Source organism: Bradyrhizobium sp. USDA 4354 (assembly GCF_054060315.1).
The window spans coordinates 6,214,240-6,234,094 of sequence record NZ_JBSSDC010000001.1 but is presented as its reverse complement, the minus strand read 5'-3'; the positions used below and the strand labels follow the sequence as shown (position 1 = coordinate 6,234,094).

The window sequence follows — 19,855 nt, the reverse complement described above, 5'->3', positions numbered from 1 at the left end:
CGTCAAGAGACGAATGCTTGAAATCCCGGGGATTTGATTTATCAATCGGCCCGATGAGGCACGCGATCACGCGTGGTCCGACCGTCGTGAGGAAAAACCGGACATGGACAGGCTTCTTGCCAACGGGACCGTCAACGCCGCGCAATCGGGCGAGGGACCTCCGCTGTTTCTCTTCCACTCGCTGCTGTCGGACCGTGCGAGCTTCGATGCCATCGTGCCGGCGCTTCGGGGATCGTTTCGGGCCATCGTACCGGAGTTGCCTGGGTTCGGCCGTTCACGCGCGGTGGAGGGCGGCTTTGCAGCGGTCGCCGACCGGATGGCCGAGGCCGTGCGGGATGCCGCTGGCGGCGCGCCGGCGATTGTGCTCGGCAACGGCTATGGCGGGTTTGTCGCCCTGCAGATGGCGATCCGGCATCCGAAGATCGCCAGCCGGCTCGTTCTCGCTGATTGCGGCGCGGCTTTTTCCGAGCCCGGGCGCGAGGCATTTCTCAACATGGCGAAGGTGTCCCGGGCAAGGGGGCTGGAGGCCATCACTGACGTCGCGATGCGGCGCCTGTTCGCGCCCGAGTTTCAGGAGCGGCACCCCGACCTGATGCAGGATCGTCGCGCCGCATTTCTGCGGACGGATCCCGACGTGTTTCGTGCCGCATGCGAGGCATTGGCAGGCCTCGACCTCCGCACCGAGCTTGCCGCAGTGAATGTGCCGGTGCTCGTCCTGGTCGGCGAGCACGATGAAGCGACGCCTCCGCCGATGTCGCACGAACTGGCTGCCGGGTTGCCGCACGCTGAACTCAAGATCATTCCAGGATGCGCGCACGTGCCGCAGCTTCAAGCGCCGCAGCAGTTCGTCGGGGCTCTCAGGGGATTCTTGCTCTGATCGGCGCTTCGCGTTCGAAGCAGCGATGCCTTCCGAACGGTTAATGGTGTCGGCGCGACGACGCGCTCGCAATTGGCGATGAGCTAACGATGGGCCTGTTTTGCCCGACGAGTCAAACGTCCCTCCGGACAGGGCGGGAGTCGCGGCGGACGAAATCCCTCAATGATTTGTACTTTGCATGGGGTTGTTTTCGCGTTTTTTGTCTTGAGCCTCTGGGGCACAGCATCAACCGTCGGAATCCGTATCGCGACGGGACCTCCTAAGAGTTTTTATACACAGTTCTGGCACGCTCCGCGCGTCAAGATCCGCAACCTGCATCGTCGCCTCTCATTGCGCGCACGAAAAGACGGGGCCTGCGGACATCGAGGGGGCGTGAGCCATGACTGCACTCGCTTCGGACGCCGGTCGCGCGAAGGGTGGGATCGTGCCGATCCTGTTGTGCGTCGTGCCGTTCAGCCAGATTCCGCTGGATGCCTATACGCCCGGCCTGCCGCAGATGGTGGTGGATCTCGCCGCCGACGCGCCATCGATGCAGAACACCGTCACCGCCTACATGCTCGGCATGAGTCTGGCGCTGGTGCCGGTCGGCATCGCCTCCGATACGCTCGGCCGCCGCAACGTCCTGCTCGCAGGACTGTCGGTGCTGATCGCGATGAGCATCGCCTGTGCGCTCGCTACCAGCGCCTCGCTGCTGCTTGCGCTGCGCTTCCTGCAAGGCATCGGCGGCTGCACCTGCCTTGTCGTCGCCTATGCGGTCGCAGCTGACTGCTTTCGTGGACGTGAGCTCACTGCGATTTCGGGGCTGCTTGGAGCCGCCTGGGGATTGGCGCCCGTGCTGGCGCCGGCGGCCGGTGGCTTCATCGTCGAGCTGACGTCGTGGCGCGGAGTCTTCATCGTTATTGCGCTCGCCGCGGCAATCGTCGCCACGATCGTCGTATTTCTTCTGCCTGAAACGTTGCCAGCGGAACGGCGTGCGCCGTTCGATCCGCGCCGCACTGCCGGTATCTTGCGCGAGGCGCTCGTTCGTCGGGGCTTCCTGGCTTTCGTGCTGGTCTTTGCCGCTGCCGCAAGTGCACAGCTGGCGTTCGGCGTGGTCGCGCCGTTCTTCTACCAGACCGGCCTCGGCTATTCGGCCGCCATCTACGGCCTCGTTGCGCTCGGCCTTGGCGGCGTCAATCTCGCCGGCGAGCTCGGCTGCGCGCATTTCGCGCGCTTCATGCCGGCGCGCATGCTGGGCTTCGGCGCCTTCGCGCTGTTCCTCGCCGGCGCTGCGGTCCTGACCGTAACGGGCATGACCGTCGGACTCGATTTCATGTCGATCACGATCGGCGGTGCGCTGGTGCTCGGCGGCTGCGGCGTGCTGTGCCCGATGATGTACGGCATGGCGCTCGGTCTGTTCGAGCGTGACCACGGCTTGATCGGCGGCCTCATCAGCGCGCTCTGCTATCTCGCCGTGAGCGGTGCCATGGCGATCGCGGCGGTGCTGCCTGAAGCAACGCAGGCGCCGATCGGATGGCTCTATCTCGGTCTCTGCGCCGTCGCGGGCACGCTGCTCGCGATCTCGCTCCCAGCGGCGCGTCACTCGACACAGACTTAAGGAAGGAACCAATCATGACCACCGTCGGTATTCGCGGCACGTTCTTCGACTTCGTCGACGATCCCTGGAAGCACATCGGCAACGAGCAGGCTGCCGCGCGCTTTCACCAGGATGGCCTCATGGTCGTCACTGACGGCGTGATCAAGGCGTTCGGCCCTTATGACAAGATCGCCGCCGCGCATCCGGGCGTCGAGATCACCCGTATCAAAGACCGCATCATCGTCCCAGGCTTCATCGACGGTCACATCCATCTGCCGCAGACCCGCGTGCTCGGCGCCTATGGCGAGCAGCTCCTGCCGTGGCTCCAGAAGTGGGTCTATCCGGAAGAGCTCAAATACCGCGATCGCGACTACGCGCGCGAAGGCGTGAAGCGCTTCCTCGACGCGCTGCTGGCGTCCGGCACCACCACCTGCCAAGCCTTCACGAGCTCCTCGCCTGTTTCAACCGAGGAATTGTTCGAGGAAGCGGCCCGCCGCAATATGCGCGTGATCGCGGGCCTCACCGGCATCGATCGCAACGCGCCGGCCGATTTCATCGATACTCCGGAGAATTTCTATCGCGACAGCAAGCGGCTGATCGCGCAATATCACAACAAGGGCCGCAACCTCTACGCCATCACGCCGCGCTTCGCCTTCGGCGCTTCGCCGGAGCTACTGAAGGCGTGTCAGCGCCTCAAGCACGAGCATCCGGACTGCTGGGTCAACACCCACATCTCCGAGAACCCGGCCGAATGCAGCGGCGTGCTGGTCGAGCACCCGGACTGCCAGGACTATCTCGGCGTCTACGAGAAGTTCGACCTGGTCGGCCCGAAATTCTCCGGCGGTCACGGCGTCTATCTCTCGAACAACGAATTCCGCCGTATGTCGAAGAAGGGCGCGGCGGTGGTGTTCTGCCCGTGCTCGAACCTGTTCCTCGGCAGCGGACTGTTCCGGCTCGGCCGCGCCACCGATCCCGAGCATCGCGTGAAGATGTCGTTCGGCACCGACGTCGGCGGCGGCAACCGCTTCTCGATGATCTCCGTGCTCGACGACGCCTACAAGGTCGGCATGTGCAACAACACGCTGCTCGACGGCAGCATCGATCCCACGCGCAAGGACCTCGCCGAGGCCGAGCGCAACAAGCTCTCGCCCTATCGCGGCTTCTGGTCGATCACGCTCGGCGGTGCCGAGGGCCTCTATATCGATGACAAGCTCGGCAATTTCGAGCCTGGCAAGGAGGCTGATTTCGTCGCGCTCGATCCGAACGGCGGGCAGGTCGCGCAAGCGTGGCACCAATCGCTGATCGCCGACGGCGCCGGCCCGCGCACGATGGACGAGGCCGCGAGCATGCTGTTTGCCGTCATGATGGTCGGCGACGACCGCTGCGTCGACGAGACCTGGGTGATGGGCAAGCGTCTCTACAAGAAGAGCTGAGACGGCAGGAAGCTCATGAGCGCATCTTCTGACACAGCCGGCCAGCCCGTTGCCCTCGTCATCCAGCGCCGCATCGCCGACGACGGCTTTGCCGCGTTCGCACGGTGGAACGGCGAGGTCGGCGAAGTGCTCAAGGCGTGGCCCGGCTTCCTCGGCCAGGAGGTGGTGCCGCCGCAGCCGCCGGCGAATGTCGACTGGGTGACCATCCTGCGTTTTGCGAGCCCGGCCGCAGCACGCGCCTGGCTCCAGAGCGAGGCGCGGGCGCGGCTGATCGGAGAAGTGCAACGCTTCTTCGTCGGCTCGGAGGACGTCCACATCCTGCCCGACACCGGCGTCCAGCGCGACAGCGCGGTCTCGGCCATCATCTCTTTCAAGGTCCCTGATGGGCTCGAGGATGCGTTCCTGAAATGGCAGCAGCGCATCCAGGCGGCGGAGGCCGAGTTCAAGGGGTTTTTGCGTCACAAGATCGAGCGGCCGATTCCGGGCCTGCACGACGAATGGATCATCATCCTGTCGTTCGACACTGATGCCAATCTCAATGCGTGGCTCGACTCGCCGTTGCGGCAGACCCTTCTCAGGGAGGGCGAGCGCTTCAATGCCGGCATGCACGTGAAGCGGGCGAGCTACGGCTTCAATTTCTGGTTCCCGGCCGGTAAAACGGCGGCTCCGGAACAAGGGCCGGGCTTCATCTGGAAGAGCAACCTGATCGTCCTTCTGGTGCTCTATCCCGTGGTCTACCTCTGGGGCTATTTCATCAGCGCGCCCCTGATCGACAGAAACGGCGTGCCGGTCTGGCTGTCGCTGTTCCTCGGCAATTTCGTCAGCACCCAGCTCCTCGGCTGGTGGCTGGTGCCTGCCGCCTTCAGGTCGCTCGACTGGTGGATGGCGCCGAAGGCGACGGTCGGCCGCCAGATCGCGGGCTACGCGCTGCTTGCCGCGCTCTACGCCGCGTCGATGGCCCTGTACGCGCTGCTGCTCGCGTGGCATTGGGGGCGGTGAGGCCGGCCGGAAGGGAGGTCTCGGCCACCTTCTGGACTCGTGACGACCATGTTCGCCCTGACATTTCTCGGGACATCGGCCAGCGTTCCCTCAGCGCAGCGCAACCATCCGGCGCTCCTCGTGGAAGCCGCAGGCAAGCGTGTCCTGATTGATTGCGGCGAGGGCACGCAGCGCCAGCTGCTGCGCAGCGGCGCCGGCTTTCGGCGGCTCGACCGCATCCTGCTGACGCACGCGCATCTCGATCACGTGCTCGGCATCCCCGGCCTCTTCTCGACGCTCGGCTTGCGGCAGACCTCCGACGTGATGACAATTCACGGCGGTGAAGGGACGCTCGACATCGTGATCCGAATGCTCGCAGGCCTGTGGGGCGCGGGCAGGGCACCGATCGCGGTCAAGTTCGCATCGTTGACTGAAGGACAGGTCATCGATGCCGGTGAATTCACCATCGACTGTTTTCCGGTCCGCCACCGCGACACCGACAGTTTCGGGTTCGTCTTCCAAAGCCCCGCGCGCCGACATCTCCGGCCTGATCGCCTGGTAGCGCTTGGTGTCCCCGACGGTCCCCTGCGCGGCGAGTTGGCCGCGGGCCGACCGATCGTGCTTGCCGACCGAACCATCGAACCGGAAGAGGTCCTGGGTCCGCCGCGCGGCGGCAGGAAGCTCGTCGTGATCGGCGACACCGAGACCACCGACGGGCTGTCGCAATACGTAGCCGACGCCGACATGATGGTGATCGAGGCGACGTTCCTCGATCGCGACGCGCCGACGGCGCGGAGTTACGGCCATCTCACCGCGGCCGAAGCGGCTTGCTTTGCGGCCGCGAACAACGTCGGGCAGCTCGTGCTGACGCATATGTCGGGACGCTACGCGGACGAAGAGATTCTTGCCGAGGCGACAAAGATCTTCCCGAACACCCGGATCGCCGCAGACTTCGACCACATCGACGTCTAATCAACCCAACGCGAGCGACGCCGATGCGGCCGTCTGTTGTCACGAAACGCGCAATTCGCGCTTACGCCATCGGATCCTGGAAAGTGCATGTGACGCCGATCGGGGCGCTCGCGTTCTCCTGCCGTAGTGCCGCGCGTGACACAATGACGGTACGCTCGGGATTGGCGAAAGTCTCGCGCATCTCGATCATGAGTGCGTTGTCGGCGAGCGTCATCATGCGCCCTGACCCCACCGCTCCATCCGCAGCCCGCGCCACGCAGTAGCTGAAATCCACGGAGCCATAATCCGGAAGCGGAAACAGGTCGCCGCTTCCCGGGTCTGTCGGCCGCTCCATCACCCATTCCACCGACGATCCGAGCGGTTCGATCTCTCCGGGGGGCTGTCGGGCGAGAAACGAGCGGAATTCGCCGGTGCTCTGGTTCTTGATGAAGTACAGAACGTCTCCGCTGACCTGGACCGCAAGACCGGCGAGGATCTCGTGGCCGGTCTCGATCGGAAGGTTGTCGATCACCGTGATCGCTTGTGGCGTCGTGTCCCTCTCGTCCGAGTTGTGCCACCAGTCCCACCAGGCAAAGTGATTTGGCTTGCGGTTGGGCCAGTGGCCGGTGCCGATTTGAGGAAGGGACGTATTGGGTAACTTGCCGTTGCGGCCGTCGAGGCCCACCCATAACAACGATTTTGGATCGTCAGAATGCGTGTTCAGCGCCGGCGCGGATGGCAGACGTACGGCCGGCACCTTCCATTTGCCTGCGGCGAAAACAATCCGCTGCGGCCAGGGCGTGGAGATCAGCGCCCCCGACCAATTCAGCATCGACTCGAGCGCCCCTCCGAGCGAGGGGGGATCGATGGTGCTGAACGTCGGTTGTTTCGCGAAAAAGCGTCGCGGCGAAACCAGAGTTGTCCAGAATTCGAACAGCTCCGGCTCGGTGAGAGCATCCGGCTTTTGCGGAATGCCGTAGAGATCGAGCTTGTCCGGGCTTGCCTCCAGGAGGTTGAAGCCCTCCGGCACGACCTCGTACAAGGCATAGCCATCAGACTTGGGCATCTTTCCCTCCCGCGAAGACACCGGTGTCCGCCCACTCGCGCCTGGCATTGTCGACGAGCTCCGTGAACCTCGGCAGGTATGTCCGATCGAGGAGAATTTTGTCGGTGATCGCGCCTGCGAGTGTCACGCCCGCCACGGTGTCCGAGCGATAGTGGAGGCCGGCGATTTCGCGATTGCGCGCCACTCTGGCGGCGAGCACGCCGAGCGACGTGTCAATCGTGGTTGTCTCTGCGGCCGCCGGCGGGGGCACCGGAAATCCGAGCGATGGCGGAATGACCTTCGTGAGCAGCCTTGCGAAGACGTAAGCCTGGGTTGCGTGACCGCTTGGGAAGGACGCATGCCCGCCGTGCTGGATCGGCGACATGAGGCCCGGGACGACCTGAGTTGGACGCGGACGATTGAAATGAGCCTTGTAGTGCATCGTGATCAATGCCGTGAGAGCGTCGGCGACGATCAGCATGCGCGATGTCGCCGGATGCGTCGTCGCCGTCGCGGACACCAGATGCAGGAACTTGCTGATGAATTCGTCGGCCTCGGAGACGACGTCGCCGAGGGCCGCGGCGCGCTCATGAACTGCCATGTTTCTCAACGCGTTGATATCGTCGTCAAGACCACCGGCCCAAGGGGTTGGCCCGGCGCCGAGCAGGGCAAAGCCGCCGAGCCTGTCGAGCCAATCTGCACGACTGGCGAGATCGGACATCACGACCCAGGCGTACCAACGGGTCGACCACAGCCTCATGCCAAAGCCGCCGGGATCAAATCTGGCGCCGGCGATATCGCGCTCGCTTATGAACGGGCGATCGACGCGGTCGCTGAACATGGCGCCGCCTGATCCGCCTGCGTTGCCGCCGTAGCCTCCATACCCACCATAGCCTCCGTAGCCGCCATATCCGCCATATCCGCCATAGCCGCCGTAACCGCCATATCCGCCGTATCCGCCTGCCATGTGTGCCTCCTCTGTTTAGAATTTGTTGGTGCCGCGCTTGCTGTCTCCGTGCTGAAGTGATGCCAGCCGTGAGAGCGCTGCTTCGACGCGCGCCAGGGTCGGCTTCGGCCATGGCGACGTCGCGATCCACTTCAGGTCGATCTCGCCTGCCGACATCAGTGGCTGGGCAAAAGTCTGCGCCTCGTCGAGACGTCCGCTTTCCACGAGTGCGGCAACGAGGACGCGCAGGTTCACCTGATTGCCGGGCAATTGCGTCGCAACCCGCGTTGCGTGTTCGATGGCAGACGTGAGGTCGTGCATGGCAAAGTAGGCCTGGGCCGAGATCATCTCGGCGAACCATGCGTGCCGATCTCTCGGGGACAGGCGCAGATTGACTGCGGCATCGCGGAGCGCGTCTTCGTAGTCTTCGCAGCGGACATGCACGGCGGCCCGGTACGCGAATGCGAGCGCCAGGTTCGGCGTAAGCTCGATCGCGCGGTCGAGCTGCTCGAGGGCCCCGACATGGTCGTGCTTGCACTGCGACAGCGTGTAACCGCCGACGGCGTTGGCGAGCGGATCTGCCGAGTTGCGCTCCAGCGCTCTTTCGGCGAGTGCACGCGCGGTATCGCGCTCGTTCAACGCATTCGCAGACCACCCGCGCGCCACGCGCTGCATGTGCCAGATGGCGCTGTAGGACAGGGGAGGTGCCCAGCTCGGGCTGAGGACATGCGCCCGCTCGAAATTGGTTCGAGCCGTCACGAACGTCGTGTAATCCGGACTGAACATTTGATCGTAACCGACCAACGCCAGTTGATAGGCGTCGAGATCGTCTGGTCTCTTCTGCATAGCGCGATGGAGCTCCCGGTCGCGGACTTGGGGCGCCAGCGAGCGTATGACCTCGACGGCGATGCGATCCTGCAAGTCGAAGACGTCGGCTGCAGTCCCGCTGAGACGATCGACGCGGACGACTTCGACCGTTTCGGCGGCAACGAGCTCGGCCGAGATCCGGATCTGATCGCCGGCGCGCTGGATGCTTCCATGAAGCAGATATTGCGCATTGAGATCGCGGCCGATTGCGCGCAGATCCGGCGTCTGCGATGCCGGGATCATCGTAGAGCCGCGGGAAATGACGAACAGCTCTTTCAAACCCGACAAAGCCTGGACCACGCTGTCGACGACGCCGATCGTGAATTGAGGCTCCAGAGCGGGCGAGAGCGCGCGAAAGGGAAGGACGGCGACCGATGGTCGGCTGACGACGGATCCGGTCAGGGCGACGGCGGGTGCTGCTACGGAGGACGGAGCCGGCCGTACGACGGTCTCGGGCTGCTGCTGCCGCAGGCCGGCAATCAAGTCCTGCGTCAGTTTGTGCGGCTCGATATCGTAGGCATCTTCGAGTTGGCGCCAGAGGCGCGCATAGATCGCGAGTGCCGCACCAATGCTTCCAGCCGCGAGATGGCTCTTGATGAGAACACGAATGGCCCGCTCGTTCTCGGAATCCAGCCGGTGGATCGCCTTTGCTGCAGCTTCCGCGGTTGCGGTCACGACTGGGTCAGTCTCACCGGGCAGCAGCCTCGTCAGCGCGTCGATCAGCCGTTCGTGGATCAGAGGTCGCGTCTCTGCGAGCCATTCCGAGAATGCCGGATCGACGCCTTCCAGGTCGTCGAGGATATCGTCGGTCAGGCGTTCGCGCGTGAGCAGGAGTGGATGGACGATACCGCGCTCGGCATCCGCGATGATCTCGACCAGATCGCAGGTCACCCGTTCGATCTCGAGTGCCACGTGGATCTGGTCTGCATGGAAGTGCGGGCAGCCGAGCGCTTTTAGCTCGCGCTGAATCTGGCTTAACGATTGGCGTAGCGAACCCTTTGCGAGCGGGTCTTCCTTCTCGCTCCAGAGCAGCCCGACCAACTTGCTCCTGGGCAACTGGCGTGCGGAGGAGAGCATCATATAGCCGAGAAGGGCTTGCGCCTTTCGGCCGAGCCCGACCTCCCGCCCGCCCACGGACGCCGAAAATGCTCCGACGATTTTAAGTGTCAGGTGGCGGGGCTCGTCTGCGCCAACCGCCTTGTTGCTGTTGACTCCCGACATCTCGTCCCATCCCCCGTCGATGGTGTCGACGACAGTGTAGGAGGGCAGGTTCCGGGTGGCCAGACTTGGCAGAATGCAAACGATCGGTTCGCGCGGTCTGCGAAGCCAATGACAGGTGAGCTCAGGAATGCAGCCCGCCGGATCTGAAGCAATTCGGGAATGGTACATCTCGGCTCGTCAGATGGTCAAGGGTTGCGGAATGATCGAAATGCGACCTGCGTGCGGAATGAGAAATGGCTCATCACTTCGAGCCGACGGGCGTGAAATCGGCGTGAATCGGCGGATCTTCGGCGGCATGCGGGGCAGCCGCCGCGTCGTCAACAACTCACGCGCGAGCTCGATCTGACTTGTTCGCCTTGTCCGACGTATCGTGCGCGGCGACGCAGAGGCGGGCAGGACCCGACGCGCCTCCGGCCAGGATCGTGTGGCGGCAAGTCCCGTGTGATCGCGGCAGCGTGTTGGCGCGCACCGGATTCACGGGCCATTCACGATCTGCTTCGCATCGTCGGCCTATGTTTTGTTCACGACCGAAGTGTCGCGCAACTTGGCAAGGGAGAGGCGTATCATGACTGTCCTGCTGAGAAACACCTTCAAAGCCTGGATCGATCGCGCGCCCGGCGCGCCGCCCAAGCTGATCATGACGGGAGACGTGCGGGTGCCGACCAACGGCTGGCAAGCCCGCCTGACAAAGCGCACGCCGCAGGGGATCAATCCGAAGATCCTGATCCTCGACGTGAATGCAGAGGAGCCGAGCGGCGCGGCCCCGCGGGAGATCACGACGATCCCGCTTCGCTACGAGGAAAGTCCGCCCCAGGACGAATACGGCCAGGTGATGATTGCGAACGGCAGGGGCGAGATCGTCGTCCATATCGGCCGCACGCATTGATGGCGTGCTCTGGCCGGAATGGCCGAATCCGATCCCGTGCACCGCTGAGATCACCGAGGTGAGCTTCCAAGCGCGGTGCCGCCAACAGGCGCTCCGCGCTTATTCCGGAAATGAACGGCAAGACGTTTTGCTCGGGCGTGAACGCAGCAAGAACAGGCGGCGATGTTCACAGAAGGGCTGGACCGCGAAGATCAGCGCGGCTATATGAGCGGCCTGCGAGCCGCTGATTTGCAAAATTTTCAGCCAGCCTTGCAAAAACTCCGAAGAAAGCCTAGCGATTTCAAGCGCTTCGGTGGGGAATGGTGTAACGGTAGCACAACAGACTCTGACTCTGTTTGTCTTGGTTCGAATCCAGGTTCCCCAGCCAGCTCCGGACGCTTTTCCAAGCTATGGTTCTAAGTCGCTTAGCAGGATGGCAGGTTCAACGGGCGCCTCGCTGCTCGCGACGGTTTGCCTCACCTGACGTTCGCATTTCCAAGTCGGATCGCAGCGCGCTGTATCGTCCTTGGGCCGTACAAGCCAAGGAGATCCCTATAATGCCCTATGTCGATGGTTTCGTTCTCGCCGTGCCGAAGGACAATCTCGAGGCCTACAAGGCGATGGCGACGACCGCCTGCGCGATCTGGATGGAGCACGGCGCGCTCGATTATGTCGAATGCATCGGTGACGACGTTCCCTATGGGGAGCTCACCTCGTTTCCGCGCGCGGTAATGGCGAAGGAGGACGAGATCGTGGTGTTCGCCTGGATCGTCTATCGGGACCGGGAGAGCCGCGATGCCATCAACAAGAAGGTGATGGCGGATCCGCGGCTGAAAATGGAAGGCATGCCGTTCGACGGCAAGCGCATGATCTATGGCGGCTTCACGACGCTGCTCCGGGCGAACGATATCGTGACGTGAGGGGAGCCCGCTACTTGATCTTGTCGTAGGCCGCCGCGAAATCGCCCAGCGGCATCGGGATCGCGATGGTCTCCTTGGCCATGTTCTGGAAGGAGACCTTCAGCTGCTTGCCCGACCGCAACGCGGCGAGCAGGTCCGTTGCGATCGGTGTCGAGGCGTAGCAGCCGCGGTTCTCGCAGGTCTGGATCTGGAGGTCGACGGTCTTGCCTTCGTCTACTTGGAGCTTGGCGCCGACAGGAAGGTTGAGGCCGAGCGGCAATTGCAGCAGCGCGATCGGCGTGCGGGTGTCGGGCGCGATGCGGATGTTGATCAAGACGACGGTCTGGCCGGTCTTGGTCAGCACCGCGTTCTGCTCCATCGCGCATTCGAGCGGCGCGTCGCGGCTTGCGCTGGTGCAGCGAACGATCCAGCCGGGCTGTCCGGAAGCGCCGTCGGCCTGCGCTTGCGTCGGGGCAGGCGCGGGCTGCGCGGCCGGGGCAGGAGAAGCGGCGTTCTTCTTGGCGCCCTGCTGGGCAAACGCAGCACCGGTCGACAACAGGAGAGCGGCGGCGAGGGCGACAAGTCTGGATTGCATGGGCATGGCGAAATCGCGTTGGCGTGAACCGGGGGCCTCGCTGTAGCGTCGCGGATGCCTCGACGCAAGCTTACTCGGCGGCTTCCTTGACGCTGCGGTGCTCCGGCGCCTCATCGCCTTCGTCGCCCGAACGGCCCCGGGTGGAGAACCAGTTGTTGAGCTTGTCGAGATAGAGATAGACGACGGGCGTGGTGAACAGCGTCAGCGCCTGGCTGACGATCAGGCCGCCGACCATGGCGTAGCCGAGCGGCTGGCGGATTTCGGCGCCGGTGCCGTGGCCGAGCATCAGCGGCACGCCGCCGAGCAGGGCCGCCATCGTCGTCATCATGATCGGGCGGAAGCGCAGCAGCGCGGCCTGGCGGATCGATTGCTCCGGCGTCTTGTGCTCGTCGCGCTCGGCGGCGATCGCGAAGTCGACCATCATGATGCCGTTCTTCTTCACGATGCCGATCAGCAGGATGATGCCGATCAGTGCGATCAGGCTGAAGTCGAAGCCGGCCGCCATCAGGATCGCGAGCGCGCCGACGCCGGCCGAGGGCAGGGTCGAGAGAATCGTGATCGGGTGGATGTAGCTCTCGTAGAGAATGCCGAGGATCAGATAGACCACGACGAGCGCAGCCAGGATCAACAGCGGCACGGTGCCGAGCGACTGCTGGAACGCCTGCGCGGTGCCCTGGAAGCTCGAATTCAGCGTCGGTGGCGCGCCGAGCTCGGCCATTGCCCGCTGCACGGCCTCGGTCGCCTCGCCGAGCGCCACGCCTTGCGCGAGGTTGAAGCTGATCGTGATCGCCGGGAACTGGCCCTGATGGCTGATCGAGAGCGGGCGGACCGGATCGGTGGTCCAGGTCGCGAAGGTCGACAATGGCACCTGGTCGCCGGTCAACGGCGACTTCAGATAGAGCTTGTTCAAGCTGTCGAGATTGCCCTGCATCTCCGGCAGGATCTCGAGAATCACCTTGTAGGTATTGAGCTGGGTGAAATATTGGGTGACCTGCCGCTGTCCGAAGGCATCATAGAGCGTGTCGTCGATCAGCTGCGGCTGGATGCCGTAGCGGGCGGCGGTGTCGCGGTTGATCTTGAGCTGCACCGTCGTGCCCTGCGTCTGCTGGTCGGTCGCGACGTCGCGCAGCTCCGGCAGCGTCTGCATCTTGGCGAGGATTTTCGGCGCCCACTCGTTGAGCTCGGCGAGATCGGCATCCTGCAAGGTGAACTCGAACTGCGTGCGTGTCGGCCGGCCGCCGAGCCGGACGTCCTGGGCTGCCTGCATGTAGAGGCGGGCGCCCTCGACCTTGTCGAACTGCGGACGCAGGCGCGCGATGATCTGCTGTGCCGACGCCTCGCGCTGGTCGCGCGGCTTCAGCGTGATGTACAAGGCGCCGTTGTTGCCCGCGCGTCCGCTGCCGCCGATCGCCATGGCAACGCTGGCAACGTCGGGATCGGCCAGGATGATCTTGCCGAGCTGCTCCTGGCGTCGCATCATCTCCTTGAACGAAATGTCCTGCGAGGCTTCGGAGGTCGCCGTGATCAGGCCGACGTCCTGCTGGGGGAAGAAGCCCTTCGGAATCAGCACGAACAGGTAGATCGACAGTCCGAGCGTGGCGAAAAAGATAGCGAGCGTGGTGCGCCGCCAGGCCAGGGCGTGGTCGAGCACATATTCGTAGCCGCGCAGCATCGCGTCAAAGGCGCGCTCGCTCCATTGGTAGAAGCGGCCGTGGTGCACTTCGCCATGAGCGCGCAGGAAGCGCGAGGCCATCATCGGCGTCAGCGTCAGCGACACGAACATCGAGACGAAGATCGTCATCGCCAGCACGACGGCGAATTCGCGGAACAGGCGCCCGATGATGCCGCCCATCAGCAGCAGGGGGATCAGCACCGCGACCAGCGAGATGCTGATCGAGACGATGGTGAAGCCGATCTCCTTGGAACCCTTGAAGGCGGCCGCGAGCGGGGTTTCGCCTTCCTCGATGTAGCGAGTGATGTTCTCGAGCATCACGATGGCGTCGTCGACGACGAAACCGACCGCGATGGTGAGCGCCATCAGTGACAGATTGTCGAGCGAATAGCCGGCCACCCACATCAAGGCGCACGCGCCCAGAAGCGCCAATGGCACCGTGACCGTGGGAATGACCGTCGCCCAGAAGCTGCGCAGGAAAATGAAGATGACCATGACCACGAGGGCGATGGTCAGCAGCAGCGTGAACTGGACGTCCTCGACCGCGGCGCGGATGGTCGTGGTTCGGTCGCTGATGAGCTCGATCTTGATCGCGGGCGGGATCGCTGCAACGAGGCGGGGCAGGGTCGCCTTGATCCGGTCCACGGTCTCGATGACGTTGGCGCCCGGCTGCTTGAAGATCACCAGGAACACGCCGCGCTTGCCATTGGCCCAGGCCGCCTGCTTGGCGTCTTCAGCGGCGCTGACCGCTTGGCCGATGTCGCGAATCCGCAACGGACCGCCGTTGCGATAGGCGATGATGACGTCGTTCCAGTCCTTTGACTGGGTGAGCTGGTCGTTGGCGTAGATCGTGTAGGCGCGTTTTTCGCCGTCGATATTGCCCTTGGGGCTGTCGACCGTGGTGATCGCGATCTGGCTGCGCACGTCTTCCAGCGACAGGCCCTTGGCGACGAGCTTCGCCGGGTCGACCTGGATACGGATGGCGGGTTTCTGCTGGCCGCCGATGAAGACCTGGGCGACGCCCGAGAGCTGACTGATTTGCTGGGCAAGCTGGGCGTCGACCGCGTCGCTGACGCTGGTCAGCGGCAGCGTCTCGGATGTCGCCGACAGCAGCAGGATCGGCGCGTCGGCCGGGTTGACCTTGCGGTAGGTCGGGGGCGAAGGCAGGTTTTTCGGCAACTGGCCGCTGGCCGCGTTGATGGCGCCCTGCACGTCGTTGGCGGCGCCGTCGATGCTGCGATTGAGGTCGAACTGGATGGTGATCGACGCCGTGCCCAGATAACTCGTCGAGGTCATCTGCGCGATGCCAGGAATCTGGGCGAATTGCCGCTCGAGTGGCTGCGCCACGGACGAGGCCATCGTTTCGGGGCTGCCGCCGGGCAGGTTGGCGGTGATCTGGATGGTCGGAAAGTCCACCTGCGGCAGGGGCGCAACCGGAAGCAGGGGATAGGCGACGAGACCGACAAAGAGAATGCCAGCCATCAGCAGCGAGGTGCCGATGGGATATCGGATGAAAGGTGCCGAAATCCCGCCCCCAATCATTCCTGTCGTACCTTGTACTGGGCTGGATCCGAGCTCGCCACCGCCGTCGACACAAGGCTGCCGGGCTGGACCTTGAACTGACCGCCGACGATCACCTGCTGACCTGGGCTCAAGCCTTCCTCGATGACCGATCGCCCGTCGATGGCATAGCGGACCTTGACCTTGTGCACCTCGGCCTTGTTGTCCTGATTGACGGTATAGGCGTAGAGTCCGTTGGTGGAATGCTGGACCGCGTCATCCGGAACCACGGTCGCATCCTTCAGCGTTCGCACCAGGAGCCGCGTCGAGACCGATTGGCCCGGCCACAGCGTGTGGTCCTTGTTGTCGAACACCGCCTTGAGCCGGATCGTCCCGCTGGTCGTGTCGACTTGGTTGTTGATGACCGCGAGCTTGCCCTCGGCCAGCGTCTTCTTGCCGTCGGTCGTGAAGGCGATCACCTTGAGCGCGCCGGCTTTCTGGCCTTCGCTGATATAGGGGAGCTGGTCTTCCGGCGCCGTGAAGATCACCGAGATCGGCTCGACCTGCGAGATCGTGACGATGCCCGTTTGCGTCGAGGCGTTCACGATATTGCCGATGTCGACCTGGCGCAGGCCGGCGACACCGGTGATCGGCGCCTTGACCTGGGTGTAATCGAGCTGGGTCTGGGCGTTGGCGATCGCGGCCTCGTCGGCGGCGATCTGTGCGGTGAGCTGGGCGACGGTCGAGCGCTGGGTATCCACCCGCTGAGCGGTCGCGAATTCGCCGAGCCTCATGGCGCGCTGAAGCTCGAGATTGGCGTTGGCCAGACTAGCCTCGTCCTGCGCCTTCTTGGCCTTCGCCTGGTCAAGCGCGGCTTGATAGGGACGGGGATCGATCGAGACCAGGAGATCGCCCTGCTTGACGATCTGGCCCTCTCTGAATTCGAGCCTGTCGATCTGGCCATCCACACGGGTTCGGACCTGGACCGTATTGAACCCCTGAACCGTGCCGAGACCGGTGAGGTAGACTGGAAAGTCTGTTTTCTGGACCGGCGCAACGCTGACAGGGACGGCGGAGGGACGAGGCGGGCCTTTTTGTGCGGTCTGGGTTTTTCCAGCCTGGGACGAGCCGAATTTCTGCCAACTATAATAACCCGCGGAGGCCACGGCCGCGATGATCAGAAGCCAGAGGATCGGCCGGGACTTTTTCATGTCGTCTCGTGTCGGCTCGTATGCCCTCAGCTACGAATAATAGGGCAATCGTAGAGTTCCATCGCGATGTATAATACACGCCAAGTTCCAGTGTAAACAGCACTATCCGTTGAGAATCCTAAACAATTGGAAAGCTTTGCACCCCTTTTGGCCGTGGTCTGGCGCGGCGGTGCGCAGTGCTGCTTTTCCGCGGCATGACCGATCGGCGTGCCAGTGTTGCGCAGCACTCAGGACGGTGTGCTCATGCCGAATGACGTCGCGCTGGCCGTGGTTCGGATCAATCACAAGAACGGTTCTAAGTCGCGTGGAGACCGTTTCCGTTGTCAGGCATTTCTGCATCGTCCATATCGGCGCCGCCATAAATGGAGCGCAGGATGGACGAGCTGAACGGCAAGCTGATCGCATGCCAGATTCTGATCACGGGATTGATCGCGCGTGTCGCCAACGAGCAGCGCGATCCCTTGCGCTTCCTCACTGACTTTCGCGACGAGATCAAAGCTGTCGTGAACGGCGTCAACATCGCCGGCATGGACAGCACCGATCGCGTGCGCGCCGTCGCGCAGAAGACCGTCGACGAATTGTTCTCGCTGATGAAGCCGCCGAGCAGCGACTGAGAGCGAAGCGCGATAGCTGTGTTGTCTTTAGAGCGAGTCCAATCTCGTCTTAGAACGATTTCAAACTACAGTTTAGAATCGTTTTGATCTGGACTTATTCAAGGGTTCTCGCGAACGGCTCGCATTGACCCGCTATTTTGCGGCCGATACCAACGGCCCATCGTTCGTTCGAAGTAAATGAGCGAACAAGAAGATGGGGCGTTTGGTAATGGGGCAGGTGGTCGCACCGAAGTCGTTGCGTTCGGGCGCAGCATTCGATCCGATGGACGAGAGGTCCGCGGGCGTTTCCGGCAAGAAAGTTTCAGCGGTTGCGAGCTTGATCGCGGTGGCGTCGGTGTCGAGCGGCGCGCAGGCGCAGCAGTCGAACCTGCCGGCAGTGACGGTCGATGCTCCGGTCGAGCGTCCGCGTCCGGTTGCCTCCAAGCCTTCCCCTGAGCAGGTCCGCGCGCGCAACGCGCTTCGCCGCGCAGCGCAGCGCCAGCAGGCGCAGCAGACGGCTCCCACCACGCCGACCGGAGCGCCCGACGGCAATCCCTATGCCGATCCTGCCGCGCCCTACAAGGTCGATCACGTCCAGGCCTCGGGCAAGTTTCCCGAGAAGATGCTGAACACGCCCAAGACCATCACGGTGCTCAGCAAGGAAGTGCTCGAGGACAAGAACGCCACGACGCTGAAGGAGATCGGGCGCTCCACCGCGGGCGTGACGCTCGGCTCGGGCGAGGGCGGCAACGCGTTCGGCGACCGCTTCTTCATCCGCGGCTTCGATGCACGCAACGACGTCTTCATCGACGGCATCCGCGATCCCGCCGTTTCCATCCGCGAGAACTTCTTCACCGAGCAGATCGAGATTCTGCGCGGACCGGCATCCTCCTATGCCGGCCGCGGCACCGCCGGCGGCGCCATCAACATCGTCACCAAGCAGGCCGGCGACGTCAACTTCAGGCGGATCGATAGCGAGTTTGGTACCGACATGACCAAACGCGTCACGCTCGACGTCAACCAGGTCATCGATCCGACCTTCTCGGTGCGCACGGGCGGTCTGTTCCAGGACGCCAACGTCGCCGGACGCAACTACGTCACCGACAATCGCTGGGGCAGCTTCATCTCGACCAAGTACACCCCGACTAACGACATCAAGATCACGACGAACTACGTCCATACCGATCTCAGCGGCTATCCCGATTTCGGCGTGCCCTATTACAAGCAGGGCAACGTGCCGGTGACCTCGGCGGGGATTCCGCGTGGAAACTGGTACGGCTTCCTCAACCGCGACTTCCAGACCGCGCGGCAGGATTTCGGCACCGGCACGATCGAGTACAAGGTCAACGAGGCCATTACTCTGACCAGCAAGGTGCGCGGCGAGCACTCGCTGCTCAACTACATCGGCACGCTGCCGCAGAACCCGAACACGACCAGCCCCAACCCACTGCTCTGGACCACGACGGCGAGCGCGCAGAGCCGCTACCAGAACGTCGACGTGTGGGCCAACCAGAACGAGGCCACGTTCAAGCTCGACACCGGCGGGGTCAAGCACACGGCGGTGTTCGGCGTCGAATATTCGAACGAGAACATCTCGATCGACCGTTATGCCGGCCTCGCATCGGAACTGTCCGGCTCCGCCTTCACCAGCACTGGCGCCGTGACGGGGGTCAATCTCTACTCGCCTCAGTACACCAACATTCCCTTCGGCATACCGTCGCTGCTTGGAAATCCGACGCGCTACGGCGTCAACACCAGCAGCGTGTACGTCATGGACACCGCGAACTGGCAGGACACGATCATCGTCAACGGCGGCATCCGCTATGACGGCTATAGCCAGAGCGCGTCCAACAATGCGAACTATCTGAAGCAGAACTCCGATCTGGTGAACTACAACGTCGGTGTGGTCTACAAGCCGATGTCGATCGGCAGCATCTATGCAGCCTACGCGACCTCGGCCAATCCGTTCGGGTCGGAGCTGGACGCGACCGGCACCGAATACGGCGGTGTTCCGCCCAACTCGACCATCTTGCTCGGGCCCGAGCGCAACAAGGCGATCGAGCTCGGCACCAAATGGGAGCTTGCGGATCGCCACCTGCTGGTGACCGGTGCGCTGTTCCAGACCACCAAGGACAACGCGCGCGAGACCGTCGCCGGCCTGCTTACATCGGGTGCAGCTTACAGGATCCAAGGCATCGACATCGAAGCGGAAGGCAAGATCACCGACCGCTGGAGCATCTTCGGCGGACTGGTGCTGATGCAGTCGAAGGTCACGCAGAGCGGCGTTGCTTCGAACCTCGGGCTGCAACTGGCCAATATTGCCCACCAGTCGTTCAGCATGCTCACCAAGTACAGGTTTGACGGCGGCTGGGAGCTCGGCGGCCAGGCGGTGTACCGCTCCAAGGTCTATGGCGGCACGTTCGCGGCCAACACCAACGAGCTGCCGAGCTATTGGCGTTTCGATGCGTTCGTCGAGAAGAAGATCGACCAGAACTGGACCATGAAGTTCTACGCGCAGAACCTGACCAACAAGCTCTATTACGACTCGTTCTATCGCAGCAACGTGCCGTTCGTGGCGGTCGCGCCGGGACGGGCGTTCTACATCGTGACGACAGCGAAGTTCTGA

Annotated in this window: 15 protein-coding genes and 1 tRNA gene; 10 read left to right on the top strand and 6 right to left on the bottom strand. The window is 63.4% G+C overall.

From position 1 onward, the window contains the following. Positions 1 to 103 precede the first annotated feature (103 nt). The 5 genes from ACVIIV_RS29080 (at position 104) to rnz (ending at position 5,836) form a co-directional block, all read left to right on the top strand. A complete protein-coding gene (locus ACVIIV_RS29080; RefSeq protein WP_456747219.1) occupies positions 104 to 877 on the top strand; it encodes an alpha/beta fold hydrolase in 774 nt (257 codons plus the stop codon). Between the two features lie 379 nt (positions 878 to 1,256). After that, positions 1,257 to 2,474 carry a multidrug effflux MFS transporter gene (locus tag ACVIIV_RS29075; RefSeq protein WP_456747218.1) on the top strand — a complete coding sequence of 406 codons (1,218 nt, stop codon included), beginning with the start codon at positions 1,257 to 1,259 and terminating at the stop codon, positions 2,472 to 2,474. A 14-nt stretch (positions 2,475 to 2,488) separates the two neighbouring features. Then, positions 2,489 to 3,886 carry a guanine deaminase gene (guaD, locus tag ACVIIV_RS29070; RefSeq protein WP_456747217.1) on the top strand — a complete coding sequence of 466 codons (1,398 nt, stop codon included), beginning with the start codon at positions 2,489 to 2,491 and terminating at the stop codon, positions 3,884 to 3,886. A gap of 15 nt (positions 3,887 to 3,901) precedes the next feature. Further along, positions 3,902 to 4,885, top strand: a complete 984-nt coding sequence (locus tag ACVIIV_RS29065) for an antibiotic biosynthesis monooxygenase (RefSeq protein WP_456747216.1) — start codon at positions 3,902 to 3,904, stop codon at positions 4,883 to 4,885. A 48-nt stretch (positions 4,886 to 4,933) separates the two neighbouring features. Next, entirely contained in the window at positions 4,934 to 5,836 is a 903-nt protein-coding gene (rnz, locus tag ACVIIV_RS29060; protein WP_456747215.1) for a ribonuclease Z, read from the top strand. Positions 5,837 to 5,897: 61 nt separating this feature from the next. Here rnz and ACVIIV_RS29055 read toward each other — a convergent pair whose 3' ends face one another. Genes ACVIIV_RS29055 through ACVIIV_RS29045 form a run of 3 tightly spaced genes read right to left on the bottom strand, consistent with a single transcriptional unit; the run spans position 5,898 to position 9,894 of the window. Beyond that, complete coding sequence (locus ACVIIV_RS29055; protein WP_456747214.1) at positions 5,898 to 6,857, bottom strand: G1 family glutamic endopeptidase; 960 nt, start codon at positions 6,855 to 6,857, stop codon at positions 5,898 to 5,900. 10 nt (positions 6,858 to 6,867) lie between these two features. Beyond that, on the bottom strand, positions 6,868 to 7,827 hold the full coding sequence (locus ACVIIV_RS29050) for a phosphatase PAP2 family protein (RefSeq protein WP_456747213.1): 960 nt from the start codon (positions 7,825 to 7,827) through the stop codon (positions 6,868 to 6,870). Positions 7,828 to 7,842: 15 nt separating this feature from the next. Further along, positions 7,843 to 9,894: a BTAD domain-containing putative transcriptional regulator gene (locus tag ACVIIV_RS29045; protein WP_456747212.1), complete on the bottom strand. Its 2,052-nt coding sequence runs from the start codon at positions 9,892 to 9,894 to the stop codon at positions 7,843 to 7,845. A gap of 565 nt (positions 9,895 to 10,459) precedes the next feature. Between ACVIIV_RS29045 and ACVIIV_RS29040 the strand changes: the two genes are divergently transcribed. The 3 genes from ACVIIV_RS29040 to ACVIIV_RS29030 all read left to right on the top strand — a co-directional run bounded on the left by ACVIIV_RS29040 (position 10,460) and on the right by ACVIIV_RS29030 (position 11,679). Next, positions 10,460 to 10,780 carry a hypothetical protein gene (locus ACVIIV_RS29040; RefSeq protein WP_456747211.1) on the top strand — a complete coding sequence of 107 codons (321 nt, stop codon included), beginning with the start codon at positions 10,460 to 10,462 and terminating at the stop codon, positions 10,778 to 10,780. A 293-nt stretch (positions 10,781 to 11,073) separates the two neighbouring features. Beyond that, positions 11,074 to 11,147: transfer RNA gene (locus ACVIIV_RS29035), tRNA-Gln, on the top strand. A gap of 169 nt (positions 11,148 to 11,316) precedes the next feature. Then, positions 11,317 to 11,679: a DUF1428 domain-containing protein gene (locus tag ACVIIV_RS29030; protein WP_456747210.1), complete on the top strand. Its 363-nt coding sequence runs from the start codon at positions 11,317 to 11,319 to the stop codon at positions 11,677 to 11,679. Positions 11,680 to 11,689: 10 nt separating this feature from the next. Here ACVIIV_RS29030 and ACVIIV_RS29025 read toward each other — a convergent pair whose 3' ends face one another. From ACVIIV_RS29025 to ACVIIV_RS29015, 3 genes are all read right to left on the bottom strand, one after another. Next, positions 11,690 to 12,259, bottom strand: coding sequence for an invasion associated locus B family protein (locus ACVIIV_RS29025; RefSeq protein WP_456747209.1), 570 nt, complete (start codon positions 12,257 to 12,259; stop codon positions 11,690 to 11,692). Between the two features lie 64 nt (positions 12,260 to 12,323). Continuing rightward, a complete protein-coding gene (locus tag ACVIIV_RS29020; RefSeq protein WP_456747208.1) occupies positions 12,324 to 15,467 on the bottom strand; it encodes a multidrug efflux RND transporter permease subunit in 3,144 nt (1,047 codons plus the stop codon). Then, positions 15,464 to 16,636, bottom strand: coding sequence for an efflux RND transporter periplasmic adaptor subunit (locus ACVIIV_RS29015; protein ID WP_456747207.1), 1,173 nt, complete (start codon positions 16,634 to 16,636; stop codon positions 15,464 to 15,466). The genes ACVIIV_RS29020 and ACVIIV_RS29015 overlap by 4 nt, the downstream gene beginning before the upstream one ends. Positions 16,637 to 17,010: 374 nt before the next feature. Here ACVIIV_RS29015 and ACVIIV_RS29010 point away from each other — a divergent pair, with 374 nt between their 5' ends. Beyond that, a complete protein-coding gene (locus ACVIIV_RS29010) occupies positions 17,011 to 17,250 on the top strand; it encodes a hypothetical protein (protein WP_027571757.1) in 240 nt (79 codons plus the stop codon). 208 nt (positions 17,251 to 17,458) lie between these two features. Next, positions 17,459 to 19,855, top strand: coding sequence for a TonB-dependent receptor (locus ACVIIV_RS29005; RefSeq protein ID WP_456748856.1), 2,397 nt, complete (start codon positions 17,459 to 17,461; stop codon positions 19,853 to 19,855).

Excerpts from the sequence above, each read along its gene's own strand:
- ACVIIV_RS29015 (WP_456747207.1), bottom strand. The coding sequence starts at position 16,636 with ATGAAAAAGTCCCGGCCGATCCTCTGGCTTCTGATCATCGCGGCCGTG.
- ACVIIV_RS29045 (WP_456747212.1), bottom strand. The coding sequence starts at position 9,894 with ATGTCGGGAGTCAACAGCAACAAGGCGGTTGGCGCAGACGAGCCCCGC.
- ACVIIV_RS29010 (WP_027571757.1), top strand. The coding sequence starts at position 17,011 with ATGGACGAGCTGAACGGCAAGCTGATCGCATGCCAGATTCTGATCACG.
- ACVIIV_RS29040 (WP_456747211.1), top strand. The coding sequence starts at position 10,460 with ATGACTGTCCTGCTGAGAAACACCTTCAAAGCCTGGATCGATCGCGCG.
- ACVIIV_RS29005 (WP_456748856.1), top strand. The coding sequence starts at position 17,459 with ATGGGGCAGGTGGTCGCACCGAAGTCGTTGCGTTCGGGCGCAGCATTC.
- rnz (WP_456747215.1), top strand. The coding sequence starts at position 4,934 with ATGTTCGCCCTGACATTTCTCGGGACATCGGCCAGCGTTCCCTCAGCG.
- ACVIIV_RS29075 (WP_456747218.1), top strand. The coding sequence starts at position 1,257 with ATGACTGCACTCGCTTCGGACGCCGGTCGCGCGAAGGGTGGGATCGTG.
- guaD (WP_456747217.1), top strand. The coding sequence starts at position 2,489 with ATGACCACCGTCGGTATTCGCGGCACGTTCTTCGACTTCGTCGACGAT.
- ACVIIV_RS29080 (WP_456747219.1), top strand. The coding sequence starts at position 104 with ATGGACAGGCTTCTTGCCAACGGGACCGTCAACGCCGCGCAATCGGGC.
- ACVIIV_RS29020 (WP_456747208.1), bottom strand. The coding sequence starts at position 15,467 with ATGATTGGGGGCGGGATTTCGGCACCTTTCATCCGATATCCCATCGGC.
- ACVIIV_RS29025 (WP_456747209.1), bottom strand. The coding sequence starts at position 12,259 with ATGCCCATGCAATCCAGACTTGTCGCCCTCGCCGCCGCTCTCCTGTTG.
- ACVIIV_RS29065 (WP_456747216.1), top strand. The coding sequence starts at position 3,902 with ATGAGCGCATCTTCTGACACAGCCGGCCAGCCCGTTGCCCTCGTCATC.
- ACVIIV_RS29050 (WP_456747213.1), bottom strand. The coding sequence starts at position 7,827 with ATGGCAGGCGGATACGGCGGATATGGCGGTTACGGCGGCTATGGCGGA.
- ACVIIV_RS29030 (WP_456747210.1), top strand. The coding sequence starts at position 11,317 with ATGCCCTATGTCGATGGTTTCGTTCTCGCCGTGCCGAAGGACAATCTC.